This window comes from Pseudomonas sp. F8002, assembly GCF_013385495.1.
Taxonomy (GTDB): Bacteria; Pseudomonadota; Gammaproteobacteria; order Pseudomonadales; family Pseudomonadaceae; genus Aquipseudomonas.
Window position 1 is genome coordinate 18,019 of the sequence record NZ_JACAPW010000003.1, and the last position, 22,213, is coordinate 40,231.

Here is a 22,213-nt window from a genome sequence, read left to right on the forward strand (position 1 = left end):
AATGGGGAGTCCACGCTCATGGCTAAACAAGACCGGGTGTGGGCGATTGTGCTCTCACTCAGCTCGTAACAGGCGTTGTTTCCGAAGCATTCGCCGTGGTCTGGCTCCAGACTGACTGCACTTTGTGAACTGGCCGTAAATATCGGCGCAAAAGGCGAGTAATCACTCTGCTTTTTGCACTCGCTTCAGGCCTCATGTCACCTGCGCTTGTTACAATCTCGAGCCTTCCAGGGTGGCGAAAGCCCCGTAGGACGGCCTCGCGTCCTGATGAATTGCGATGGTCAGGGCCGGCAGTTTGCCGCTAGTCCTCTGTCCAGGCCGCTTTTGGCGGCGTTCGCGACTATAGCAGCAATGATTAAGTGCTTCAATTCCATAAAAAATTGTTATCATCGCCGCCATGACGACTACCGCCCCCCAGACCCCCAGCGTCCAGCTGCTCGAGGTCTCGCCGGAATATGCCGGCCAACGCATCGACAACTTTCTTCTTGCCAGGCTCAAAGGCGTGCCCAAGACCTTGATTTACCGCATTTTGCGTAAAGGCGAAGTGCGCGTGAACAAGGGTCGGATCAAGCCCGAGTACAAGCTGCAGGCGGGCGACATCGTCCGCGTGCCGCCGGTGCGGGTGCCTGAGCGTGACGAACCGGTCCCACTGGCCCAGGGCCTATTGCAGCGCCTTGAAGCGTCGATTGTCTTCGAAGACAAGGCACTGATCGTGATCAACAAGCCGTGTGGCATCGCGGTCCATGGCGGCAGCGGCCTCAACTACGGGGTGATCGAAGCCTTTCGTCAGTTGCGCCCGGATGCCAAGGAGCTGGAGCTGGTCCACCGTCTGGACCGTGACACCTCCGGCCTGTTGATGATCGCCAAGAAACGCAGCATGTTGCGCCACCTGCATGCCGCCCTGCGCGGTGATGGCGTGGACAAGCGCTACATGGCGCTGGTGCGTGGCAACTGGGCCACCTCGATCAAGAGCGTGCGCGCGCCGTTGCAGAAGAGCAACCTGCGTTCCGGCGAGCGCATGGTCGAGGTGGACGAGGAGGGCAAGGAGGCGCTGACCCTGTTCAAGGTGCTGCGCCGCTTTGGTGACTTTGCCACCATGGTCGAGGCCAAGCCGGTCACTGGCCGTACCCACCAGATTCGTGTGCACACCCTGCATGCGGGGCACTGCATTGCCGGCGATACCAAATACGGCGATGAAGATTTCTCCAAGGAAATCCGCGACCTGGGTGGCAAACGCCTGTTCCTGCACGCCTACATGCTGACCGTGCCGCTGCCCGATGGTGGCGAATTGAAGCTGCAAGCGCCTGTCGATGAAATGTGGGCCAAGACCGTGGAGCGCCTGAGTGTCGTACCCTGACTACAAGCTGTTGATCTTTGACTGGGATGGCACGTTGTGTAATTCCATTGGTCGGATTGTCGAGTCGATGCACGCGGCGTCGACCCGTTCCGGTTATGCGCTGTGCGACGACCAGGCGGTCAAGGGCATTATTGGCCTGGGCCTGCCGGAAGCGATCCGCACCCTGTACCCGGAGATTGGTGATGACGAGCTGATAGCGTTTCGTCAGCACTACGCCGATCACTACATGGCGCTCGACGCCCAGCCTTCGCCGCTGTTTGAAGGCGTGGCGCAGGCCATGGAAGCATTTCGCGCCGACGGTTATCACCTTGCGGTCGCGACCGGCAAGGCCCGTCGCGGCCTGGACCGGGTGCTCAAGGCCCATGGCTGGGAAGATTATTTCGACGCCACCCGTGCGGCGGATGAAACCGCCAGCAAGCCCCACCCTCTGATGCTCGAGCAGATCCTCGCTCAATGTGGCGTGTCGCCTCGTCAGGCGTTGATGGTGGGTGATGCGTCGTTCGACCTGATGATGGCGCGTAATGCTGGCATGGACTCCGTGGCGGTCAGCTACGGCGCCCAATCTGCCCAGGCGTTGCAGGCCTACGAGCCGCGCCTGACAATTGACCGTTTTTCTGAATTGCAGGCCTGGCTCAGCCGGGCCCATTAAGTCTTTGCTGGGGTAGATGGCATGACCGATGAATGGAAAGCGCCTGAGAAGGCCAATGCCGATAACAATGGCGATGACAGAAGCTGGAAGTTGCTGGAGAAGACCTTGCTGGCCAGTGTCCAGGAGCAGCGTCGCTCCCGGCGTTGGGGGATCTTTTTCAAGCTTCTGACCTTTATTTATCTGTTGGGCATGCTGGTGCTGTTCAGTCCGCTGATGGACATGGAGAAGAGCGCCACCCGAAGCGGTAATTACACGGCGTTGATCGAAGTGCGCGGGGTGATTGCCGACAAGGAGTCTGCCAGTGCAGACAACATCGTCAGCAGCCTGCGGGCGGCCTTCGAGGACTCCAAGGTCAAGGCTGTGATCCTGCGTATCAACAGCCCGGGCGGCAGTCCGGTGCAGTCGGGTTACGTGTACGACGAGATTCGTCGCCTGCGCGCCTTGCACCCGGACATCAAGCTGTATGCAGTGATTTCCGACCTGGGTGCCTCGGGTGCCTACTACATCGCCAGTGCTGCCGACCAGATCTATGCCGACAAGGCCAGTCTGGTGGGTTCGATTGGTGTGACGGCGGCCGGTTATGGCTTTGTCGGCACCATGGAGAAGCTCGGGGTTGAGCGTCGTACCTACACGTCAGGTGAGCACAAGTCGTTCCTGGACCCGTTCCAGCCGCAAAAGGCGGATGAAACCCAGTTCTGGCAGGGTGTGCTGGATACCACTCATCGGCAGTTCATCGCCAGTGTGAAGCAGGGGCGCGGTGACCGGCTCAAGGATAAGGAGCATCCGGAGCTGTTCTCCGGTCTGGTCTGGTCTGGCGAGCAAGCGCTGCCATTGGGCTTGATCGATGGCCTGGGCAGTGCCAGTTCGGTGGCGCGGGATGTGATTGGCGAGAAAGAACTGGTGGACTTCACTGTTCAGGAATCGCCGTTTGACCGGTTCTCCAAGAAGCTGGGTGCCAGCGTGGCTGAGAAGCTGGCGCTATACATGGGCTTCCAGGGTCCGACCCTGCGCTGAGAGCTTGAGCGCGACATGGCTCGAAATGTGGGAGCTGGCTTGCCTGCGATAGCATCACCTCGGTGCGACTGATGTACCGAGGTGTCTGCATCGCAGGCAAGCCAGCTCCCACATTTGTTTGTGATGTTCTCAGGGAATCTGTACACCTTCGGCCAGTAGCATGTCCACCAGTCGGATCAGCGGCAGTCCGACCAGGCTGGTGGCGTCTGGCCCTTCGGTGCTTTGAAACAGGCTCACCCCCAGGCCTTCGGCCTTGAAGCTGCCAGCGCAGTCGTAGGGCTGCTCGATGCGCAGGTAGCGTTCGATGCGTGCGGCGTCCAGCGTGCGCATGTGTACGGTGAAGGGGATGCAGTCGACCTGGCAATGGCCGGTGGCGCTGTTCAGTACAGCCAGGCCGGTCAGGAAGCTGACGCGCTTGCCGCTGGCCGCCAGCAGTTGCTCACGGGCTTTCTCGAAGGTGTGGGGCTTGCCGATGATCTGGCCGTCGAGCGCGGCGACCTGGTCCGAGCCGATGATCAGGTGGCCCGGATGGCTGTCAGCCAGGGCGCGGGCCTTTTCCTCGGCCAGGCGCTTGACCAGCTCCACGGCGGACTCGTCCCGGCGGTGGCTTTCGTCGATATCCGGCGAGCTGCAGATGAACGGCAGGTGCAGGCGGTTCAACAATTCCCGGCGATAAACCGAGCTGGAAGCGAGTAATAAAGGCAGCATGGGCGTCTCCTCAAGGCAGTCGCGGATTCTAGCGGGGAGGCCCGGTGACGGACAGGGCTGAATTTCCTTTGACATGGCCGGGTGCATCCCTATAATGCTGCGCCTATGTTGAATGACCCGATTCCACCTCACGTTGACCCGCGCAAATTGGCTGATCGTGGCACCACCCTTCAAGGTGAGCTGCTCCTGGCCGATTTGGAGAGACTCTGCGACCCGCTTTCCGACACTGTCGGTACGGTGCAGGCTAAATTCGTTTTTGAACGAGATGAACGTAAGTCTGTGGTAATCCACAGCTTTATCGACACCGAAGTCAAAATGGTTTGCCAGCGTTGTCTTGAGCTGGTCACCCTGCCGATCCACAGCGAATGCAGTTATGCTGTGGTGAAAGAGGGTGCGAATACCCAGTCGTTGCCGAAAGGTTATGACGTGCTGGAACTGGGCGAAGATCCTTTGGATCTGCAGTCACTGATCGAGGAGGAGCTTTTGCTCGCCTTGCCCATTGTGCCTGCTCATCATCCGGAAGAATGCCAGCAGCCGGCGGGTCTCGATGAGCCCGAACCGAGCGAGGACGAGGTAACGCGGTCCAACCCGTTCAGTGTATTGGCGCAGTTAAAGCGTGACCCAAACGTTTAGGAGTTAATCAATTATGGCTGTTCAGCAGAACAAAAAATCCCGCTCTGCCCGTGACATGCGTCGTTCGCACGACGCCCTGACGGCAAGCACTCTGTCTGTAGAAAAAACCACCGGTGAAGTTCACCTGCGTCACCACGTATCGCCAGAAGGCGTATACCGTGGCCGTAAAGTGATCGACAAGGGCGCTGACGAGTAATCACTTGTCTGCTCAAGTCATCGCGATTGACGCAATGGGCGGGGACTTCGGTCCCCGCAGCATTGTTCAGGCCTGCATTGCTTGCCTGTCTGCCACGCCCTCGCTGCACCTGACCCTCGTCGGTCAACCCTCCTTACTTGAAGAACTGATTGCCAGCCATCCGGCGGTGGATCGCGCGCGCCTGACTATTACACCGGCCAGCGAAACCATCACCATGGATGAAAAGCCTGCGCAGGCCTTGCGCGGCAAGCCTGATTCTTCGATGCGGGTGGCGCTTGAGCTGGTACGCGACGGCAAGGCCCAGGCCTGTGTCAGTGCCGGCAATACCGGGGCGTTGATGGCGTTGTCCCGGCATGTGCTGAAAACCCTGCCGGGCATTGACCGGCCGGCGATGGTTGCGGCTATTCCGACCCAGCAGGGCTATTGCCAGTTGCTGGACCTGGGGGCGAACGTCGATTGCAGTGCCGAGCATCTGCTGCACTTTGCCCTGATGGGCTCGGTGGCGGCCGAAGCGCTGGGCGTGGCCCGGCCTCGGGTGGCGCTGCTGAATATCGGCACCGAAGACATCAAGGGCAACCAGCAGGTCAAGCTGGCGGCGACGCTGTTGCAAAGCGCGCGAGGCCTGAACTACATCGGCTTTGTCGAGGGTGACGGTCTGTACCGCGGCGAAGCCGACGTGGTGGTGTGCGACGGGTTTGTCGGCAATATCCTGCTTAAGTCCAGCGAGGGCCTGGCGACGATGATTGCTGCGCGCATCGAGGCCTTGTTCAAGCGCAACCTGGCGTCACGCCTGGTGGGCGCCCTGGCGCTGCCCTTGATGCGGCGCTTGCAGGCTGACCTGGCTCCGGCGCGGCACAATGGTGCGAGTTTCCTCGGGTTGCAGGGCATCGTGGTGAAAAGTCATGGTTCGGCGGGGGTGCAGGGTTTTCAAAGTGCCATCCAGCGCGCCTTGATCGAGATCCAGGAAAACCTGCCGCAACGCTTGCACGGCCGCCTTGAGGATCTGTTGCCTTAGGCGAATCGGGCCGGAAATGCTTAAATGTGACCGGCCAGTTCAATTGACCATCCAATTTGTCAGTTTCTTGCGCTCCCACGTGTGGAGCGCCAATTTCCGACGACCAGATCATTAGGGGCTTGTTACATGTCTACATCCCTCGCATTCGTCTTTCCAGGGCAGGGTTCGCAGTCCCTCGGCATGTTGGCCGAGCTGGGCGCGGAACATCAGTTGGTCCTGGACACTTTCAAGGAAGCCTCCGATGCCCTGGGTTACGACCTGTGGGCACTGACCCAGCAAGGGCCGGAAGAGCTGCTCAATCAAACCGACAAGACCCAACCCGCCATCCTCACCGCCTCCATCGCCCTGTGGCGCCTGTGGCTGGCTGAAGGCGGTGCGCGTCCGGCCTACGTTGCCGGTCATAGCCTGGGCGAATACAGCGCCCTGGTGGCCGCTGGCAGCCTGACCCTCGGTGAAGCGGTCAAGCTGGTGGAGCGTCGTGGCCAGTTGATGCAGGAAGCGGTTCCTGCCGGGCAGGGCGGCATGGCTGCCATTCTCGGCCTGGAAGATGCTGACGTGATTGCTGCCTGCGCCGAAGCGGCCCAGGGCGAAGTGGTCAGCGCCGTGAACTTCAACTCCCCTGGCCAGGTGGTGATCGCCGGCGCCAAGGCGGCGGTAGAGCGCGCCATCGAAGGCTGCAAGGCCCGTGGCGCCAAGCGTGCGTTGCCGTTGCCGGTCAGCGTGCCGTCCCACTGCGAACTGATGCGCCCGGCTGCCGAGCGTTTCGCCGAGTCGATCGCTGCGATCAACTGGCAGGCGCCGCAGATTCCGTTGGTGCAAAACGTCAGTGCCGCCGTGGCCTCTGACCTGGAAACCCTCAAGCGCGATCTGCTGGAACAGCTGTACAAGCCGGTTCGCTGGGTTGAGTCGGTGCAGACCCTGGCCGCCAACGGCGCCACCCAATTGGTAGAGTGCGGCCCGGGCAAAGTCCTCGCCGGCCTGAACAAGCGTTGCGCCGAAGGCGTGTCGACTTCCAACCTCAATACCCCGGATGCCTTCGCTGCCGCTCGCGCAGCCCTGGCCTGACGTTAATTTCCGAACCTAGGAGAAGCCTGCATGAGTCTGCAAGGTAAAGTTGCACTGGTCACCGGCGCAAGCCGTGGCATTGGCCAGGCGATCGCCCTGGAGCTGGGCCGTCTGGGCGCTGTGGTCATCGGTACCGCAACCTCTGCCGCCGGCGCTGAACGTATTGCTGCGACGCTGAAGGAAAACGGCGTCCAGGGCACCGGTCTTGAGCTTAACGTGACCAGCGATGAGTCCGTGGCGGCCGTATTGGCTGAAATCACGGCGCAATTCGGTGCACCGGCTATTCTGGTGAACAATGCCGGTATTACCCGCGATAACCTGATGATGCGTATGAAAGACGACGAGTGGCATGACGTCGTTGATACCAACCTGAACAGTCTGTTTCGCCTGTCCAAGGGTGTTTTGCGCGGCATGACCAAGGCTCGTTGGGGTCGAATTATCAATATTGGCTCTGTTGTGGGTGCCATGGGCAACGCAGGCCAAGTAAACTACGCAGCCGCCAAGGCCGGTCTGGAAGGTTTCAGCCGTGCATTGGCGCGTGAAGTAGGCTCGCGGTCGATTACGGTCAACTCGGTGGCCCCAGGGTTCATCGACACCGATATGACCCGCGAATTGCCTGAAGCGCAGCGTGAAGCGTTGCTGACGCAGATTCCGCTGGGCCGTCTGGGCCAGGCTCAAGAGATCGCGAATGTGGTCGCTTTCCTGGCATCCGACGGTGCGGCATACGTGACTGGGGCTACAATCCCGGTGAACGGCGGGATGTACATGAGTTAAATTGTGACGGATCGCTTCAAAAAAATGTCATACGAGCTGTCTAAAATCCGTTATAAAGCTGCAATCTATTTATAGGCAGATGGCCAATAGGGTACGAGGGTGAAGCTTTCAGTTGAAAAGCTGAAAAGTCTTTCTATACACTTACCCACTGGCCAGCTGCCTGAATTTGTCCATTAGGAGTGAAAACAAGGTATGAGCACCATCGAAGAGCGCGTCAAGAAAATCGTTGCCGAGCAACTGGGCGTTAAAGAAGAAGAAGTGACCAACAGCGCTTCCTTCGTTGAAGACCTGGGTGCCGACTCCCTTGACACCGTTGAGCTGGTGATGGCTCTGGAAGAGGAATTCGAGACCGAAATCCCGGACGAAGAAGCTGAAAAAATCACTACCGTTCAAGCTGCTATCGACTACGTTACTAGCCACCAGGCGTAATAGTTTGTAATCGTCGCTTGCTGTGATGGAAAAACCGCACTGCCCTATGGCGTGCGGTTTTTTCCTTTAAGCCTGATGCAAAGTGTCGTCATTAGAAAAAGGAGAGTGCTGTGTCGCGTAGACGCGTCGTAGTCACCGGTATGGGTATGTTGTCGCCACTGGGTACGGATGTGCCGAGCAGTTGGCAGGGCATTCTGGCTGGCCGCAGTGGTATTGGTCTGATCGAACACACGGACCTTTCTGCCTATTCCACCCGTTTTGGCGGCTCGGTAAAGGACTTCAATGTCGAGGAATATCTCTCGGTCAAAGAGTCCCGCAAACTCGACCTGTTCATTCAATACGGCCTGGCAGCCGGATTTCAGGCGGTGCGTAATGCCGGCCTGGAAGTCACCGACGCCAACCGTGAGCGCATCGGCGTGGCCATGGGTTCGGGTATTGGCGGTCTGACCAATATCGAAGAAACCAGCCGCACCCTGCATGAGTCCGGCCCTCGCAGAATTTCACCGTTCTTCGTGCCTGGCTCGATCATCAATATGATTTCCGGTTTCCTGTCCATCCACTTGGGTGCCCAGGGACCTAACTACGCCATTTCCACGGCGTGCACCACGGGCACTCACTGCATCGGCATGGCGGCGCGCAATATCGCCTATGACGAGGCCGACGTGATGATCGCCGGCGGTGCCGAGATGGCCGCCTGCGGTTTGGGCATGGGCGGCTTCGGCGCGTCCCGTGCGTTGTCGACCCGCAATGACGAGCCGACCCGTGCCAGCCGTCCGTGGGACAAGGGCCGTGACGGTTTTGTTCTGGCCGACGGTGCCGGTGCGCTGGTACTCGAAGAGCTGGAGCACGCGAAGGCCCGTGGCGCCACCATCTACGCCGAGCTGATTGGTTTCGGCATGAGCGGTGATGCGTACCACATGACCTCGCCTCCGTCGGACGGCGCGGGTGCTGCACGCTGCATCACCAATGCGTTGCGTGATGCCAAGGTCAACGTTGACCAGGTGCAGTACATCAATGCCCATGGCACTTCGACCCCGACCGGCGACCTGGCGGAAGCCGAGGCCATCAAGTCGGTGTTCGGCGAGCATGCCTACAAGCTGGCGGTCAGTTCCACCAAGTCCATGACCGGGCACCTGTTGGGTGCGGCGGGCGCGGTCGAGGCAATCTTCAGCGTGCTGGCCATCAAGGATCAGGTCGCTCCGCCGACCATCAACCTCGATGAGCCGGATGAGGGCTGCGACCTGAACTTCGTGCCTCACGAGCCGCAGAAGATGCCGATCGACGTGGTGCTGTCCAACTCGTTCGGTTTTGGTGGTACCAACGGTTCCCTGGTGTTCCGCCGGTTCGCCGAGTGATGGAGAGCTGGGTCGACGGTCAGCCGGCGGGCGCAGTGCCCCTGAAAGACCGTGGCCTGGCATACGGTGATGGGCTGTTCGAGACCATTGCCGTCAAGGCCGGGCAGCCCGTGCTGCTTGACCGCCACCTGCAGCGCCTTGAAGAAGGTTGCAGGCGGCTGGCGATTGTTGCGGATCAACCCCTGATCCGCAGCGAATTGCTGGCCTACGCCGCCGCCCTCGGTGACGGTGTACTCAAGTTGATCCTGACCCGTGGCGACAGCCAGCGCGGTTATGGCATCAGTGCTGGCGCTCCGGCGCGGCGCATTCTGCAAGGCAGTCCACCTGCCACTTATCCCCCGGAACATGCAGCGTCAGGCATCCGCCTGTTTGCGTGTACCACGCGTTTGTCCGAGCAACCGTTGCTTGCCGGCCTCAAGCACCTCAATCGCCTGGAACAGGTATTCGCCCGCGCCGAGTGGCAGGATGCCGAACACGCCGAAGGTTTGATGCTGGATATGTCCGGTCGAGTCATCGAAGGCGTCTTCAGCAACCTGTTTCTGGTGCGTAACGGCGTGTTGCTGACCGCTGATCTGAATCGCTGTGGCGTCGCCGGCGTCATGCGGGCCGAGCTGTTGGCCCAGGCGCAGGCGTTGGGCATCCCGACAAGCGTGGCCGATATCAGCCTTGAGCAGCTGCAACAGGCCGATGAGGTCTTGGTGTGCAACAGCGTATATGGCATTTGGCCGGTGCGCGGATGTGCTGCGATGAGCTGGCCGGTTGGGCCGCTCACCCGTAAACTGCAGGGCATTGTTCGCGCACTATTGGATATTTGATTTGAGACGTAAATTTGTATTGTTGCTGGAGATCGGTCTGGTCCTGGCGGGTTTGCTGCTGGGCGCTTCGGCCTGGAAGCTGAACTCGGCCCTTGAACAGCCCTTGAATCTGACCCAGGAGCAATTGCTGGACGTACCGGCTGGCGCGACGCCCACCGGCACCTTCAATCGCCTGGAAAACGACGGCGTGCTCAAGGATGCGTTCTGGTTGCGTCTCTACTGGCGCTTCAACCTCGACGGCCAGCCGCTGCACAGCGGCGAATACCGCATGACTCCGGGCCTCACCGCCGAGGGCCTGATCGGTTTGTGGCAGCGTGGCGAAGTGGTGCAGTACAGCATTACGCTGGTGGAAGGCTGGAACTTCCGCCAGGTGCGCGCGGCCCTGGCCAAGCATGAAAAGATCGAGCAGACCCTGTCCGGCCTGAGTGACAGCGAGGTGATGGAAAAACTCGGTCACCCGGGCGTATTTCCTGAAGGGCGCTTCTTCCCGGACACCTACCGCTTCGTGCGTGGCATGAGCGACGTTGAACTACTGAAAAAATCCTACAACCGTCTGGACGATGTCCTCGCCCAGGAGTGGAGCAAGCGCGCGGCCGATGCGCCGTACACCGACCCCTATCAAGCGCTGATCATGGCCTCGCTGGTGGAGAAAGAAACCGGCGTGCCGGAAGAGCGCGGCCAGATCGCCGGGGTATTCGTGCGGCGCATGCAGATCGGCATGCTGCTGCAAACCGACCCGACGGTGATCTACGGCCTCGGCGAGCGCTACACCGGCAAGCTGACCCGCGCGCACCTCAAGGAAGCCACGCCCTACAACACCTACGTGATCGCCGGCCTGCCGCCGACGCCGATCGCCATGGTCGGGCGGGAGGCGATTCATGCTGCGCTGAACCCGGTGGCGGGCAGCAGCCTGTATTTCGTTGCCCGAGGCGATGGCAGCCATATTTTCTCGGATAACCTGGATGCGCATAACGCAGCAGTGCGTGAGTTCCAGATGAAGCGTCGCGCCGATTACCGTTCCAGCCCGGCGCCGGCGGCAAAGCCTGCGGACGCGCCGCTGGATACGCCCGCCGAGCCGGCTCCGGCACCCGATGACGCCGCGCCGCAAAGCCCGCAATGACTCTGACTAAGGACTGCCTGTGACTGGCTTGTTTATTACCCTGGAAGGCCCGGAAGGCGCCGGCAAGAGCACCAACCGTGAATACCTGGCCGAGCGCCTGCGCGCCGAAGGTATCGAGGTGCTGCTGACCCGTGAGCCTGGCGGCACGCCACTGGCCGAGCGTATCCGTGAAGTGCTGCTGACCCCGGGCGACGAACAGATGAACCCCGACACCGAGCTGTTGCTGGTGTTCGCCGCCCGCGCCCAGCACCTGGCCGAAGTCATTCGCCCGGCACTGGCCCGGGGCGCCGTGGTGATTTGTGACCGGTTTACCGATTCCACCTATGCCTATCAGGGCGGCGGCCGTGGCTTGTCCCTGGAGCGCATTGCGGCCTTGGAGACCTTCGTCCAGGGCGATTTGCGGCCCGATCTGACCCTGGTGTTCGATCTCCCGGTGGAAGTCGGCATGGCCCGTGCCACCGCCCGGGGTCGCCTCGATCGTTTCGAACTGGAAACCCGAGTCTTTTTTGAAGCTGTGCGCAGCGCGTTCCTCAAGCGCGCCGAAGCCGACCCCGCCCGTTACTACCTGTTGGACGCCGCACAACCGTTGACTCAGGTTCAGCAGTGCATTGACGCCCTGTTGCCGAAGCTTGTGGAGCGTGTCCGTGGCTGAAGCCTATCCATGGCAGGACAGCCTCTGGCAGCAACTGGCGGGCCGTGCCCAGCACGCCCACGCCTACCTGCTCCACGGCCCGGTGGGCATCGGCAAGCGCGCCCTGGCCGAGCGGCTGATGGCCAGCTTGTTGTGCCAGCGGCCCAACGGCCTGGAAGCCTGCGGCGAATGTAAATCCTGCATGCTGCTCAAGGCCGGCAGCCACCCGGACAACTATCTGCTGGAACCGGAAGAGGCCGACAAGGCGATCAAGGTCGACCAGGTGCGTGATCTGGTCAGCTTCGTGGTGCAGACCGCGCAGATGGGCGGGCGCAAGGTGGTGCTGATCGAACCGGTGGAGTCGATGAACATCAACGCCGCCAATGCCTTGCTCAAGAGCCTGGAAGAACCGTCCGGCGATACCGTGCTGCTGCTGGTCAGCCACCAGTCCAGCCGCCTGCTGCCGACCATTCGCAGCCGCTGCGTGCAGCAGGCCTGCCCGTTGCCGAGCGAAGCCATGAGCTTGCAGTGGCTGGCCCAGGCGTTGCCGGACTGCGGCGAGGCGGAGCGCGTCGAGTTGCTGACCCTGGCGGCCGGTTCGCCCCTGGCGGCGGTCAAGCTCCAGGCCCAGGGCGTGCGTGAACAGCGTGCGCTGGTGGTGGACGGGGTGAAGAAACTGCTCAAGCAGGAAGTGTCGGCCACGCAACTGGCCGAAAGCGCCTGGAAAGACATTCCCTTGCTGCTGCTGTTCGACTGGTTTTGCGACTGGTCGAGCCTGATCCTGCGCTACCAGCTGACCCAGGACGAAAACGGCCTTGGGCTGCCGGACATGCGCAAAGTCGTGCAATACCTGGCGCAGAAGAGCGCCCAGGACAAGGTGCTGAACATTCAGGACTGGATCCTCGCCCAACGCCAGAAGGTCCTCGGCAAGGCCAACCTCAATCGCGTGCTGTTGCTTGAGGCCTTGCTGGTGCAGTGGGTCGGTTTGCTCGGCCGCCGTTAATTTCAGTGGCCGACGGGTGTATCGTTGGCCAGACACTTTCCGTGACTCAAGTTGTAGATCCCTATGCTCGTAGATTCCCATTGCCACCTTGATCGCCTCGACCTGGCCCAGCACAACGGCTCCCTCGACGCCGCCCTTGAAGCTGCGCGCCAGCGCGGGGTAGGGCACTTCCTGTGCATCGGCGTCAGCGCGGAAAACGCCGCCGACGTCAAAGCCCTGGCCGATCGTTATGCCGATGTCGACTGCTCGGTGGGCATTCACCCGCTGGACCTCAAGCCCGGCGAAGCCCCGGCCCTCGACTGGCTGCTCGGTGAACTCAATCACCCGCGCGTGGTGGCCATCGGTGAGACCGGCCTGGATTACCACTACGAACCGGAAGCTGCCGAGTTGCAGCAGGCGTCGTTCCGTCTGCACCTGCAAGCCGCCCAGCAGACTGGCAAGCCGGTGATCGTCCACACCCGTGGCGCCCGTGCCGACACCCTGACCCTGCTGCGCGAAGCCGCGCTGCCCCAGGCTGGTGTGCTGCATTGCTTCACTGAAGACTGGGACATGGCCAAGGCCGCGCTGGACCTTGGTTTCTACATTTCCTTGTCGGGCATCGTGACCTTCCGCAACGCCGATGCCCTGCGCGATGTCGCACGCCAGGTCCCGGCAGACCGCCTGCTGGTGGAAACCGATTCGCCGTACCTGGCGCCGATTCCTCATCGCGGCAAACCCAACCTGCCGGAATACGTACGGGATGTGGCGGATTACCTGGCGATGCTGCGGGGCGAGTCCTACGAGCGCTTTGCCGAACAGACCACCGAGAACTTCAAGCGCCTGTTCCCGCTGGCCCACGTCGGCCACTAAATCGCAGGCAAAAAAAACCCGGGTTCTGGGGGGTGAATCCGGGCTAAGACCATTAGGAGTAAAACAAGGGTACGCAGTCCGTCGGTACCCAGGTCGACGCGTCACTTGGGGGAGATGCCACGCCGACATTTCAAGTATTGATCAGTATCCGATTCAGTCCAGCCACATCTGATCGTTTTTTAAACAGATTTGGAATACGCCCGCTTCGGTTGAGTTCTCATTGGATGCGATGCACACGCGCCAATCACCTGTTTTATTTCTGACTCGAATCGGCACATTCGTTGGCGTGTTGTAAGTTAAGTGCAAAGGTTGTTCATATAGGCGTTGCCCAACGACCGTTCAGTCGGGATAATCCCGCGCACCGGGTAAAACGTTCCGACAAGCACGGCTTGGGGAGCGAACGCCCTTCCAATATCCATCTCTGCAGACCTTTTTCTTATGCACAAAGAACCCCGCAAGGTCCGTGAGTTTCGCCGCCGCGAGCAGGAAATTCTCGACACCGCACTCAAGCTGTTCCTCGACCAGGGTGAAGACAGCGTCACCGTCGAGATGATTGCGGATGCCGTGGGTATCGGCAAAGGCACCATCTACAAACACTTCAAGTCCAAGGCCGAGATCTACCTGCGCCTGATGCTCGACTACGAGCGCGACCTGAACGAGCTGCTGCACTCGGCCGATGTCGACAAGGACAAGGAAGCGCTGTCCCGCGCCTACTTCGAGTTCCGCATGCGTGACCCGCAGCGCTACCGCTTGTTTGATCGCCTGGAAGAAAAAGTGGTGAAGGGCCATCAGGTGCCGGAAATGGTCGAGGAGCTGCACAAGATCCGTGCCTCGAACTTCGAACGCCTGACCCTGCTGATCAAGGGCCGTATCAGCGAAGGCAAGCTCGAAGACGTGCCACCGTATTTCCACTACTGCGCCGCCTGGGCGTTGGTGCACGGCGCCGTGGCGTTGTACCACTCGCCGTTCTGGAGCAATGTGCTGGAAGACCAGGAAGGTTTCTTCCAGTTCCTGATGGACATCGGCGTGCGCATGGGCAACAAGCGCAAGCACAGCACTGATTTGCCGAACGCCGAAACGCCGGCCACTTGAATCATTCGCCAGCGTGATGGCGATATGATTTCCTGCCCAGCGCAGTAACCCAGGAATATACTCAGGCAAGGACCTTGCTAAAACTTGATTTTTCAGTCAGGTTTTAGTGCGCCCGAATTATCCTCTGCCGGAGTGATCCATGATCGTTGATCGTCAAGGCAGGCGATTCCGCAATTTGCGGATCAGCCTGACCTCAGCCTGCAATTACGCCTGTACCTACTGCGTGCCCAACGGCAAGCGGCTGGTGGCTGCGCAGGACGAACTGTCGGCCGAGGCGATGGCGCGGGGTGTCGAGTACCTGATCGAGGCCGCCGGCATCGAGCGCTTGCGGATTACCGGCGGTGAACCGTTGGTCAGCCCCAAGCTGGAAGCCTTCATGGGTGCGGTGGGGCAGATGGGGCTCAGTGATATCAGCCTGACCACCAACGGCCAACTGCTGGCGCGCAAACTGCCGCTGCTGGTGGACGCCGGGATTCGCCGGATCAACGTGTCCCTCGACACCCTGGACGCCGACGCCTTCCGCAGTATCGCTCGCGGTGGCGACCTGGCCAGCGTGCTCGATGGCATGGACCAGGCGAGCGCCGCCGGAATCAAGATCAAGGTCAACATGGTGCCACTGCGCGGCCAGAACCTCGACCAGGTGATGCCGCTGCTCGACTACTGCCTGGAGCGTGGCTACGAGTTGCGCTTTATCGAATTGATGCGCATGGGCCACCTGGCCAACGATTCCAACGCGTTCCTGCAGCAATTCGTCAGCCTCCAGCAATTGCTCAGCCTGATCGGCGAACAGTACGAATACCTGCAAGCCAACGCCCCGGTGGACGCCACTGCCGTGCGCTACGAAGTGCCCGGCAAAGGTTTCTTCGGTGTCATCGCCAACGAAAGCGTGCCGTTCTGCCGGACCTGTTCGCGTTTGCGCCTGTCGTCCACCGGCTGGCTGCATGGCTGCCTGTCGTCGAGCAACCGCCACTACGTCGGCGACCTGCTGGACAAACCCCGCCACCAGGCCCTGCCGGCCTTGCAGCGCTTGTTGGTCAAGGCCTTGGGTGACAAGCAGGAAGTGGCCTTCTCCGGCGGCGCCACCATCATGAAGATCATCGGCGGCTAGTCTCGCAAGCTGGCGCAAAACCTGCATCTCGTGCCCATTCGCCGGTTTTCCGTCACCGGCCTTTGGAGAATTAGGATGCGTAGTCTGGTTTTGGTGCTGGCGTCACTCGCGCTGGGTGGCTGCATGACCGTCAGTGATATGGCCGAAGGCACGCGCTATCAGATGAGCGATGCCGGGCTGCTGGACCACAGCGATACTCGCCGCGTCAATTCGGTCCGCATACAGCCGGACTCCTTCGTCTTCATCGCCCAGGGCGCCTTCACCCCGCCGGGCAGTGCTTATCCACGGCCTAACGTGGTGGCCGAGGAAGCCTTCAACGGCTTTGTCGAATATTTCCCGATGGTCCGCCGCGCCCGCAAACCCGAAGGCCTGGAACAGGCGATGTCTGAAGCCCGCGCGGCCGGTGCGCATTACCTGCTGTACTGCCGCTTTGCCCAGGCGGATGACCGGATCGGTAACGCCGATGAATGGTCTGACCAGGAGGCGGTGGATCGCCTGGGCATCGACACCGGCACCATTCAGGTCATGTTGATCGAGACCAGCACCCAGTATTTGATTGATACTGTGCGGATTCATAGCCGTGGCGGTTTACTGACGTTCCACGACAACAAGCCGGATGACCTGATCGGCAAGCCCCTGGCGCACTACGCGCGCAGCCTATTGGGCATGAGCGATCAGTAAGACACAAGGAGAGCAGCATGACCGATTCGGCCAAGGCCAATGACCTGTTGGCGCAATTGCCCAAGGGCAAGGGGCCCGCACCGGTGCATCTGTGGAACCCGGATTTTTGCGGCGATATCGACATGCGCATTGCCCGCGATGGCACCTGGTACTATATGGGCACGCCGATTGGCCGCAAGCCGATGGTCAAGCTGTTCTCCAACATCATCCGCCGCGATGGCGATGATTACTTCCTGATCACCCCGGTGGAAAAGGTCGGGATCAAGGTCGATGACGCGCCCTTTGTCGCCGTCACCCTGGAAGTCGAAGGGCAGGGCGAGAGCCAAGTCCTGCGCTTTACCACCAACGTGGATGAGCAGGTCGAGGCCGGTACCGAGCATCCGCTGCGGGTGGTGATCGACCCGGACACCCAGGAACCCTCGCCATACCTGCGGGTGCGCACCAACCTCGAAGCCCTGGTTCACCGCAATGCGTTCTACCAGTTGGTGGAGCTGGCGGTGACCCGTCCGATCAACGGTAAGAACTGGCTTGGCGTCTGGAGCGGCGGGGTATTTTTCCCCATCGGCCTGGAGCCCTGAGGCTGATTTCTCGCTATCCCTGAAATAAATCGCTTGCTGTAGCCGGGCGCTTTCGGTTATCAATTTGTACATGATTAGACATGTCCGATTTGATAAGAAAAAACGCGTCGTCGACGAGCTGATCCGCCGTATCGAGGGTGGAGTGATGGCTGACGGTGTCCTGCTGCCGGGCGAGCACCAACTGGCCGAAGAGTTTTCCGTCAGCCGCGGCACCCTGCGTGAAGCCCTGGCCGAACTCAAGCGCCGCAGCTACATCGCCACCCAAAGCGGTGTCGGCTCCATCGTCACCTTCGACGGCATGGTGCTCGACCAGCGCAGCGGCTGGGCCCAAGCCCTGGCCGACACCGGCGCGGTGGTGACCTCCGAAATCCTGCGCCTGGAAGCCGTCACCCGTCCGGACCTGCTCAGCCGTCACGGCAGCGACCAATTCATCGCCCTCGACCGCCGCCGTCGCGCTGCCGACGGCACGTTCGTGTCCCTGGAGCGCTCGCTGATGCCGGCCTCGGGTGGCCTGGAAAGCCTGCCGCAAGTCGGCCTGATCGATAATTCCCTGACCATCACCCTGGCGGCCTATGGCTATGTCGGCGCCACCGGCAACCAATGGATCGGTGCCGAGCCTCTGAACGAAGAAGACGCCCAGCTCCTGGGGCGCCCGGTGGGCACGGTGTTCCTCAAGGCCCTGCGCACCACCTACGACCGCCAGGACCGCTTCATGGAGTCCGTCGAAAGCCTGCTCGACCCTCTGCATTTCCGCTTGCACCTTCAATTTGGAACACCGACATGACCGCCACCACCCGCGCCCTCGGCGCCTTCTACGGCCTGGCCCTGGGCGATGCGTTGGGCATGCCCACCCAGTCCCTGAGCCGCGAGCAGGTCAAGGCGCGTTTCGGCGCGATCACCGGCCTGGAAGATGCCGACGCCGATCAGCCGATCGCGCCGAACATGCCCAAGGGCTCGATCACCGATGACACCGAACAGGCGATCCTCGTCGGCCAGTTGCTGGTGGACGGTCAGGGCAGGATCGAACCCACCGAACTGGCCCAGCGCCTGATCGACTGGGAAGCGGTGATGCGCGCCAAGGGCTCCCAGGATTTGCTGGGCCCGTCCACCAAACGGGCGATCGACATGATCCTGGCGGGCCATACCCCGGAAGAGTCCGGGCGCTACGGCACCACCAACGGCGCCGCCATGCGCATCACCCCGGTGGGCATCGCGGCGGACGTCAACGACCCGGCGCAGTTTATCCAGGCGGTGATCCAGGCGTGCCAGGTCACCCATAACACCAACCTGGGCATCTCCAGCGCGGCGGCGGTGGCGGCGGTGGTTTCCGCCGGGATCAACGGCGTCGATCTGGGCGAAGCGCTGAACATCGGCACGCAGATCGCCCAGCAGGCGGAAAACCACGGCCACTGGATTGCCGGCGGGCGCATCGCCACCCGCATCAGTTGGGCGCGCACCTTGAGTGTCGACAGCGGCGACAAGGCGCTGTTTACCGACCTGCTTTACGAATTGATCGGCACCTCGGTGGCGTCCCAGGAATCGGTGGTGGTGTCGTTTGCCCTCGCGCAGCAAGTCGCGGTGGGTGAAATGAACGCCATCGAAGCCCTGTGCATGGCCGCCAGCCTCGGCGGCGACACCGACACCATCGCGGCGATTCTCGGCGCGATGCTCGGTGCGTGCCTGGGGATGCAGTGCTGGCCTGAGGCGATGATCGAACAGGTCAAGCAGGTTAACCGCCTGGACCTGGAACCCTTGGTCCAAGGCCTGCTCGAGCTGCGCTGAGCACCGCAGATCGAAAAATGTGGGAGCTGGCTTGCCTGCGATAGCGGTCGATCAGTTGATGAATCATCGACTGACACCACGCTATCGCAGGCAAGCCAGCTCCCACATTGATCCAGTCGAGTCAGGAAGACCGGCACACAGATTCAACTTGCCAACCTGCCACAACCACAAAAAAACAGGCATTAGGAGCACCTCACCATGAGTACGTCCTCTTCCGGCCAAAGCGCCGGGCAATTGGAAACACGCGGCATCGAGCCGGTCCCGGAAGGCGAGTGCAACGGCCATCCGCTGCAACTGTTCTGGGTCTGGTTTGCGGCCAACATCAGCATCCTCGGCTTGCCCCTGGGCGCGACCCTCGTAGCGTTTCGCGGTCTGGCGATCTGGCAGGCAATCATCGTGGCGATCCTCGGCGCCGCCGGCTCGTTTGCGGTGGTGGGCATCATCTCCATCGCCGGCCGTCGTGGCCGTGCACCGAGCCTGACCCTGTCCCGGGCGATCTTTGGCGTACGCGGCAATATCGGCCCGACCCTGGTGTCGCTGATGTCGCGCCTCGGCTGGGAAACCGTCAACACCACTACGGCTGCGTTCGTGCTGTTGTCGTTGTGCTCGATCCTGTTCAATTCGCCGGTTGCCGCCAAAAGCGCGCCGGCACTGACCCTGCTGTTCATCGGCATCTTCGTGCTGCTGACCCTCGCCGTGTCGGGCCTGGGCCATGCCACCTTGCTGGTGATCCAGAAGTGGGCCACCTACGTGTTCGGCGCACTGAATATCCTGGTGGGCGGTTTCCTCTGCGCCACCATCGACTGGAGCGCGGTATTCAACGCCACGCCTGCGCCGTTGAGCGCGATGATCATCGGCGTCGGCACCATGGCCGCCGGTACCGGTATCGGCTGGGCCAACGCCGGTGCCGACATGTCGCGCTACCAGCACCGCAGCGTCAAGGCCGTGCGCCTGGTGGCCTCCGCGGCATTCGGTGCGGGGATTCCGCTGGTGCTGTTGATCACCCTCGGCGGTTTGCTGTCGGTGGGCAACAACGACCTGGCGTCGGCCACTGACCCGATCATCGCGATCCGCGACATGCTGCCGACCTGGATGGCGGTGCCGTACCTGATCACCGCGTTTGGCGGGCTGTTGCTGTCGAATAACCTGTCGGTGTACTCGGCGGGCCTCACCACCTTGACCCTCGGCTTGAAGGTCAAGCGCGTACACGCGGTGATCGTCGACATCGTCGCGATCTTCGCCGGTTCGATCTACTTCATGCTGATCGCCGACAGTTTCTACGGCCCGTTCATCACCTTCATCTCGCTGCTGGCGGTACCGATCACCGCCTGGGTCGGGATCTTTGTGGTCGACCTGATCCATCGCCATTACTACAGCCCCAAAGACCTGCTGGACGTAACGCCAAGCAGCGCCTACTGGTATCGCGGCGGGGTTGAATGGCGTGCGTTCGGCGCCTGGGCGATTGCGATCGTGCTGGGCTTCAGCTTCACCACCATCGGCACCACGGCCGAGAACATCTGGTTCGCCGGTCCGCTGTCCGATTCGTGGCTGGGCCACAACGGCCTGGGCTGGATCGTCACCTTCCTGGTGGCCGGCGGGATTTATGCGGTACTGGGTGGCGCGGCTGATCGTCGCCCGGCTTTGGTAGAGAGCGCTAATGTCTAGATTGCTGCACAGCGGCCAGGTCATCGTCGACCTGGTCATGTCCCTCGACACATTGCCCGCCACCGGCGGCGATGTATTGGCCAACTCCGCCAGCTTCGAAGCCGGCGGCGGCTTCAACGTGATGGCCGCCGCTCGGCGCAACGGGTTGCCGGTGGTCTATCTGGGCCGCCATGGCACCGGCCGCTTCGGCGACCTGGCGCGCGCGGCGATGCAGGCCGAGGGCATTGAAATGGCCCTGGCCGCCAGCGACGACAAGGACACCGGCCTGTGTGTGTCCCTGACCGAAGCCACCACCGAGCGTACCTTCATTTCCCATATCGGCGCTGAGGGTGACTTGCTGGCGCAAGACCTGGCCAATGCGGTACCACGCGACGACGACTACGTGTACGTCAGCGGCTACAGCCTGTTGCTGGAAGGTAAGGCCCAGGCGTTGCTCGATTGGCTACTGGCATTGCCGCGCCAGATCACGGTGGTGTTCGATCCGGGCCCGCTGGTGAAGGCACCGGACTCGGCCTTGATGGTCGCCCTGTTGCCGCGTATCGATATCTGGACCAGCAACGGTCCGGAAGCGCTGGCCTTTACCGGCGCGAGCGATCTGGCGGGGGCATTGCTCAAGCTCAACGAGCACTTGCCCGCCGACACCTTGCTGGTGGTTCGCGATGGACCGAATGGCTGCTGGATCAGCCGTAATGGCCAGGCCGAGCATGTGCCGGGATTCAAGGTCAAGGCGGTGGACAGCAACGGTGCCGGCGATGCTCACGCCGGGGTGTTTATCGCCGGCCTGGCCAATGGTTTGGCGCCAGCTGTCGCGGCACGTCGCGCGAACGCGGCGGCGGCCTTGGCGGTCACGCGCTGGGGGCCGGCCACGTCACCGGGCACGGCTGAAGTGGATGCGTTGTTGAGCGAGGGCTGATTCGGCAGAATAGTCGCCATTCAGCACGGAGCAGCGTCATGACCCAGAACATCTACGATACCGAGGTTTTCTTCGAGGGCTACAGCAAAATGGGCCGCTCGGTAGAAGGCCTCGCCGGCGCGCCGGAGTGGCCGGCGTTGCAATCCATGCTGCCGCCCATGTCGGGATTGAAAGTGGTAGACCTGGGTTGCGGCTACGGCTGGTTCAGCCGCTGGGCCCGGGAGCAGGGCGCCGAGCAGGTGCTGGGGCTGGATGTCTCGCAAAAAATGCTGGCGCGGGCAAAGGAGATGACGTCCTCTTCGTCGATTACTTACGCCATCGCCGACCTGGAAAAACTCGACCTTCCGAATGCCGCTTTCGACCTGGCCTACAGCTCATTGGCGTTTCATTACATCGTCGATCTGAAAGGCCTGTTCGCGCGCATCCATCAAGCGTTGGTCCCGGGCGGGCGGTTGGTATTTTCCATCGAGCATCCGATCTTCATGGCGCCACGGCAGCCGGGCTGGCTGATTGATGAGCAAGGGCGCAAGAGCTGGCCGGTGGACAGCTACCAGTTGCAAGGACCACGGGTGACAAACTGGCTGGCGGAGGGTGTCATCAAGCAACATCGCACCGTGGGCACGTTGCTGACGCTGTTGATCCAGGCGGGGTTTACCCTGACTCATGTCGACGAGTGGGGCCCGAGCGATGCGGACCTGAAGGCCCGTCCTGCACTGGCAGAAGAGCTTGAACGCCCAATGATGCTACTGGTGGCCGCCCACCGCTGATTCCGTGGCTGCAA

Annotated in this window: 25 protein-coding genes; 24 read left to right on the forward strand and 1 reads right to left on the reverse strand. The window is 61.5% G+C overall.

Features of this window, described 5'->3' with window-relative positions; translation table 11 throughout:
- Nucleotides 1-397: 397 nt before the first annotated feature.
- Genes rluC through HX811_RS05070 form a run of 3 tightly spaced genes read left to right on the forward strand, consistent with a single transcriptional unit; the run spans nucleotide 398 to nucleotide 3,020 of the window.
- The gene (gene rluC, locus HX811_RS05060) at nucleotides 398-1,357 is read left to right on the forward strand and encodes a 23S rRNA pseudouridine(955/2504/2580) synthase RluC (RefSeq protein WP_177045083.1); all 960 of its coding nucleotides are present in this window, start codon (nucleotides 398-400) and stop codon (nucleotides 1,355-1,357) included.
- Complete coding sequence (locus HX811_RS05065; protein ID WP_177045084.1) at nucleotides 1,344-2,006, forward strand: HAD-IA family hydrolase; 663 nt, start codon at nucleotides 1,344-1,346, stop codon at nucleotides 2,004-2,006. The genes rluC and HX811_RS05065 overlap by 14 nt, the downstream gene beginning before the upstream one ends.
- Nucleotides 2,007-2,027: 21 nt before the next feature.
- Nucleotides 2,028-3,020, forward strand: a complete 993-nt coding sequence (locus HX811_RS05070; RefSeq protein ID WP_008434971.1) for a S49 family peptidase — start codon at nucleotides 2,028-2,030, stop codon at nucleotides 3,018-3,020.
- A gap of 129 nt (nucleotides 3,021-3,149) precedes the next feature.
- Here HX811_RS05070 and HX811_RS05075 read toward each other — a convergent pair whose 3' ends face one another.
- The gene (locus tag HX811_RS05075) at nucleotides 3,150-3,728 is read right to left on the reverse strand and encodes a nucleoside triphosphate pyrophosphatase (RefSeq protein WP_008434969.1); all 579 of its coding nucleotides are present in this window, start codon (nucleotides 3,726-3,728) and stop codon (nucleotides 3,150-3,152) included.
- Nucleotides 3,729-3,833: 105 nt separating this feature from the next.
- Here HX811_RS05075 and HX811_RS05080 point away from each other — a divergent pair, with 105 nt between their 5' ends.
- From HX811_RS05080 to HX811_RS05180, 21 genes are all read left to right on the forward strand, one after another.
- Nucleotides 3,834-4,361 carry a YceD family protein gene (locus HX811_RS05080; RefSeq protein WP_004371317.1) on the forward strand — a complete coding sequence of 176 codons (528 nt, stop codon included), beginning with the start codon at nucleotides 3,834-3,836 and terminating at the stop codon, nucleotides 4,359-4,361.
- A 13-nt stretch (nucleotides 4,362-4,374) separates the two neighbouring features.
- On the forward strand, nucleotides 4,375-4,557 hold the full coding sequence (gene rpmF / locus HX811_RS05085; protein WP_004371305.1) for a 50S ribosomal protein L32: 183 nt from the start codon (nucleotides 4,375-4,377) through the stop codon (nucleotides 4,555-4,557).
- A 4-nt stretch (nucleotides 4,558-4,561) separates the two neighbouring features.
- Nucleotides 4,562-5,572 carry a phosphate acyltransferase PlsX gene (gene plsX, locus HX811_RS05090; RefSeq protein ID WP_080673274.1) on the forward strand — a complete coding sequence of 337 codons (1,011 nt, stop codon included), beginning with the start codon at nucleotides 4,562-4,564 and terminating at the stop codon, nucleotides 5,570-5,572.
- 126 nt (nucleotides 5,573-5,698) lie between these two features.
- Nucleotides 5,699-6,637 carry an ACP S-malonyltransferase gene (gene fabD / locus HX811_RS05095; RefSeq protein ID WP_023659248.1) on the forward strand — a complete coding sequence of 313 codons (939 nt, stop codon included), beginning with the start codon at nucleotides 5,699-5,701 and terminating at the stop codon, nucleotides 6,635-6,637.
- A gap of 30 nt (nucleotides 6,638-6,667) precedes the next feature.
- Nucleotides 6,668-7,411 carry a 3-oxoacyl-ACP reductase FabG gene (fabG, locus tag HX811_RS05100; protein WP_004371297.1) on the forward strand — a complete coding sequence of 248 codons (744 nt, stop codon included), beginning with the start codon at nucleotides 6,668-6,670 and terminating at the stop codon, nucleotides 7,409-7,411.
- 192 nt (nucleotides 7,412-7,603) lie between these two features.
- Nucleotides 7,604-7,840, forward strand: coding sequence for an acyl carrier protein (gene acpP, locus HX811_RS05105; RefSeq protein ID WP_004371293.1), 237 nt, complete (start codon nucleotides 7,604-7,606; stop codon nucleotides 7,838-7,840).
- A 110-nt stretch (nucleotides 7,841-7,950) separates the two neighbouring features.
- Nucleotides 7,951-9,195 carry a beta-ketoacyl-ACP synthase II gene (gene fabF, locus HX811_RS05110; RefSeq protein ID WP_004371291.1) on the forward strand — a complete coding sequence of 415 codons (1,245 nt, stop codon included), beginning with the start codon at nucleotides 7,951-7,953 and terminating at the stop codon, nucleotides 9,193-9,195.
- Complete coding sequence (pabC, locus tag HX811_RS05115; RefSeq protein ID WP_177041475.1) at nucleotides 9,195-10,010, forward strand: aminodeoxychorismate lyase; 816 nt, start codon at nucleotides 9,195-9,197, stop codon at nucleotides 10,008-10,010. The genes fabF and pabC overlap by 1 nt, the downstream gene beginning before the upstream one ends.
- A gap of 1 nt (nucleotide 10,011) precedes the next feature.
- The gene (gene mltG / locus HX811_RS05120) at nucleotides 10,012-11,130 is read left to right on the forward strand and encodes an endolytic transglycosylase MltG (RefSeq protein ID WP_023659249.1); all 1,119 of its coding nucleotides are present in this window, start codon (nucleotides 10,012-10,014) and stop codon (nucleotides 11,128-11,130) included.
- A gap of 19 nt (nucleotides 11,131-11,149) precedes the next feature.
- Complete coding sequence (gene tmk, locus HX811_RS05125; protein ID WP_177045086.1) at nucleotides 11,150-11,782, forward strand: dTMP kinase; 633 nt, start codon at nucleotides 11,150-11,152, stop codon at nucleotides 11,780-11,782.
- Nucleotides 11,775-12,764: a DNA polymerase III subunit delta' gene (locus HX811_RS05130; RefSeq protein ID WP_004371282.1), complete on the forward strand. Its 990-nt coding sequence runs from the start codon at nucleotides 11,775-11,777 to the stop codon at nucleotides 12,762-12,764. Before tmk ends, HX811_RS05130 begins: the two co-directional genes overlap by 8 nt.
- 63 nt (nucleotides 12,765-12,827) lie before the next feature.
- Nucleotides 12,828-13,613, forward strand: a complete 786-nt coding sequence (locus HX811_RS05135) for a TatD family hydrolase (protein ID WP_087692771.1) — start codon at nucleotides 12,828-12,830, stop codon at nucleotides 13,611-13,613.
- Nucleotides 13,614-14,051: 438 nt separating this feature from the next.
- Nucleotides 14,052-14,705 (forward strand): TetR/AcrR family transcriptional regulator, encoded by a 654-nt coding sequence (locus HX811_RS05140; protein ID WP_004371278.1) that lies wholly within the window; start codon nucleotides 14,052-14,054, stop codon nucleotides 14,703-14,705.
- Between the two features lie 139 nt (nucleotides 14,706-14,844).
- Nucleotides 14,845-15,813 carry a GTP 3',8-cyclase MoaA gene (locus HX811_RS05145; protein WP_177045088.1) on the forward strand — a complete coding sequence of 323 codons (969 nt, stop codon included), beginning with the start codon at nucleotides 14,845-14,847 and terminating at the stop codon, nucleotides 15,811-15,813.
- 75 nt (nucleotides 15,814-15,888) lie between these two features.
- Nucleotides 15,889-16,494 carry a DUF4823 domain-containing protein gene (locus HX811_RS05150; protein WP_063027950.1) on the forward strand — a complete coding sequence of 202 codons (606 nt, stop codon included), beginning with the start codon at nucleotides 15,889-15,891 and terminating at the stop codon, nucleotides 16,492-16,494.
- A 17-nt stretch (nucleotides 16,495-16,511) separates the two neighbouring features.
- Nucleotides 16,512-17,072, forward strand: a complete 561-nt coding sequence (locus tag HX811_RS05155) for a DUF1285 domain-containing protein (RefSeq protein WP_177045090.1) — start codon at nucleotides 16,512-16,514, stop codon at nucleotides 17,070-17,072.
- 70 nt (nucleotides 17,073-17,142) lie between these two features.
- A complete protein-coding gene (locus HX811_RS05160) occupies nucleotides 17,143-17,856 on the forward strand; it encodes a GntR family transcriptional regulator (protein ID WP_080673275.1) in 714 nt (237 codons plus the stop codon).
- Nucleotides 17,853-18,854 carry an ADP-ribosylglycohydrolase family protein gene (locus tag HX811_RS05165; RefSeq protein ID WP_004371263.1) on the forward strand — a complete coding sequence of 334 codons (1,002 nt, stop codon included), beginning with the start codon at nucleotides 17,853-17,855 and terminating at the stop codon, nucleotides 18,852-18,854. The genes HX811_RS05160 and HX811_RS05165 overlap by 4 nt, the downstream gene beginning before the upstream one ends.
- Before the next feature lie 198 nt (nucleotides 18,855-19,052).
- Nucleotides 19,053-20,519 (forward strand): cytosine permease, encoded by a 1,467-nt coding sequence (locus tag HX811_RS05170; RefSeq protein ID WP_177045092.1) that lies wholly within the window; start codon nucleotides 19,053-19,055, stop codon nucleotides 20,517-20,519.
- Entirely contained in the window at nucleotides 20,512-21,432 is a 921-nt protein-coding gene (locus tag HX811_RS05175; protein ID WP_023659250.1) for a PfkB family carbohydrate kinase, read from the forward strand. The genes HX811_RS05170 and HX811_RS05175 overlap by 8 nt, the downstream gene beginning before the upstream one ends.
- Before the next feature lie 38 nt (nucleotides 21,433-21,470).
- Nucleotides 21,471-22,199, forward strand: coding sequence for a bifunctional 2-polyprenyl-6-hydroxyphenol methylase/3-demethylubiquinol 3-O-methyltransferase UbiG (locus HX811_RS05180; RefSeq protein WP_177045094.1), 729 nt, complete (start codon nucleotides 21,471-21,473; stop codon nucleotides 22,197-22,199).
- Nucleotides 22,200-22,213 lie beyond the last annotated feature (14 nt).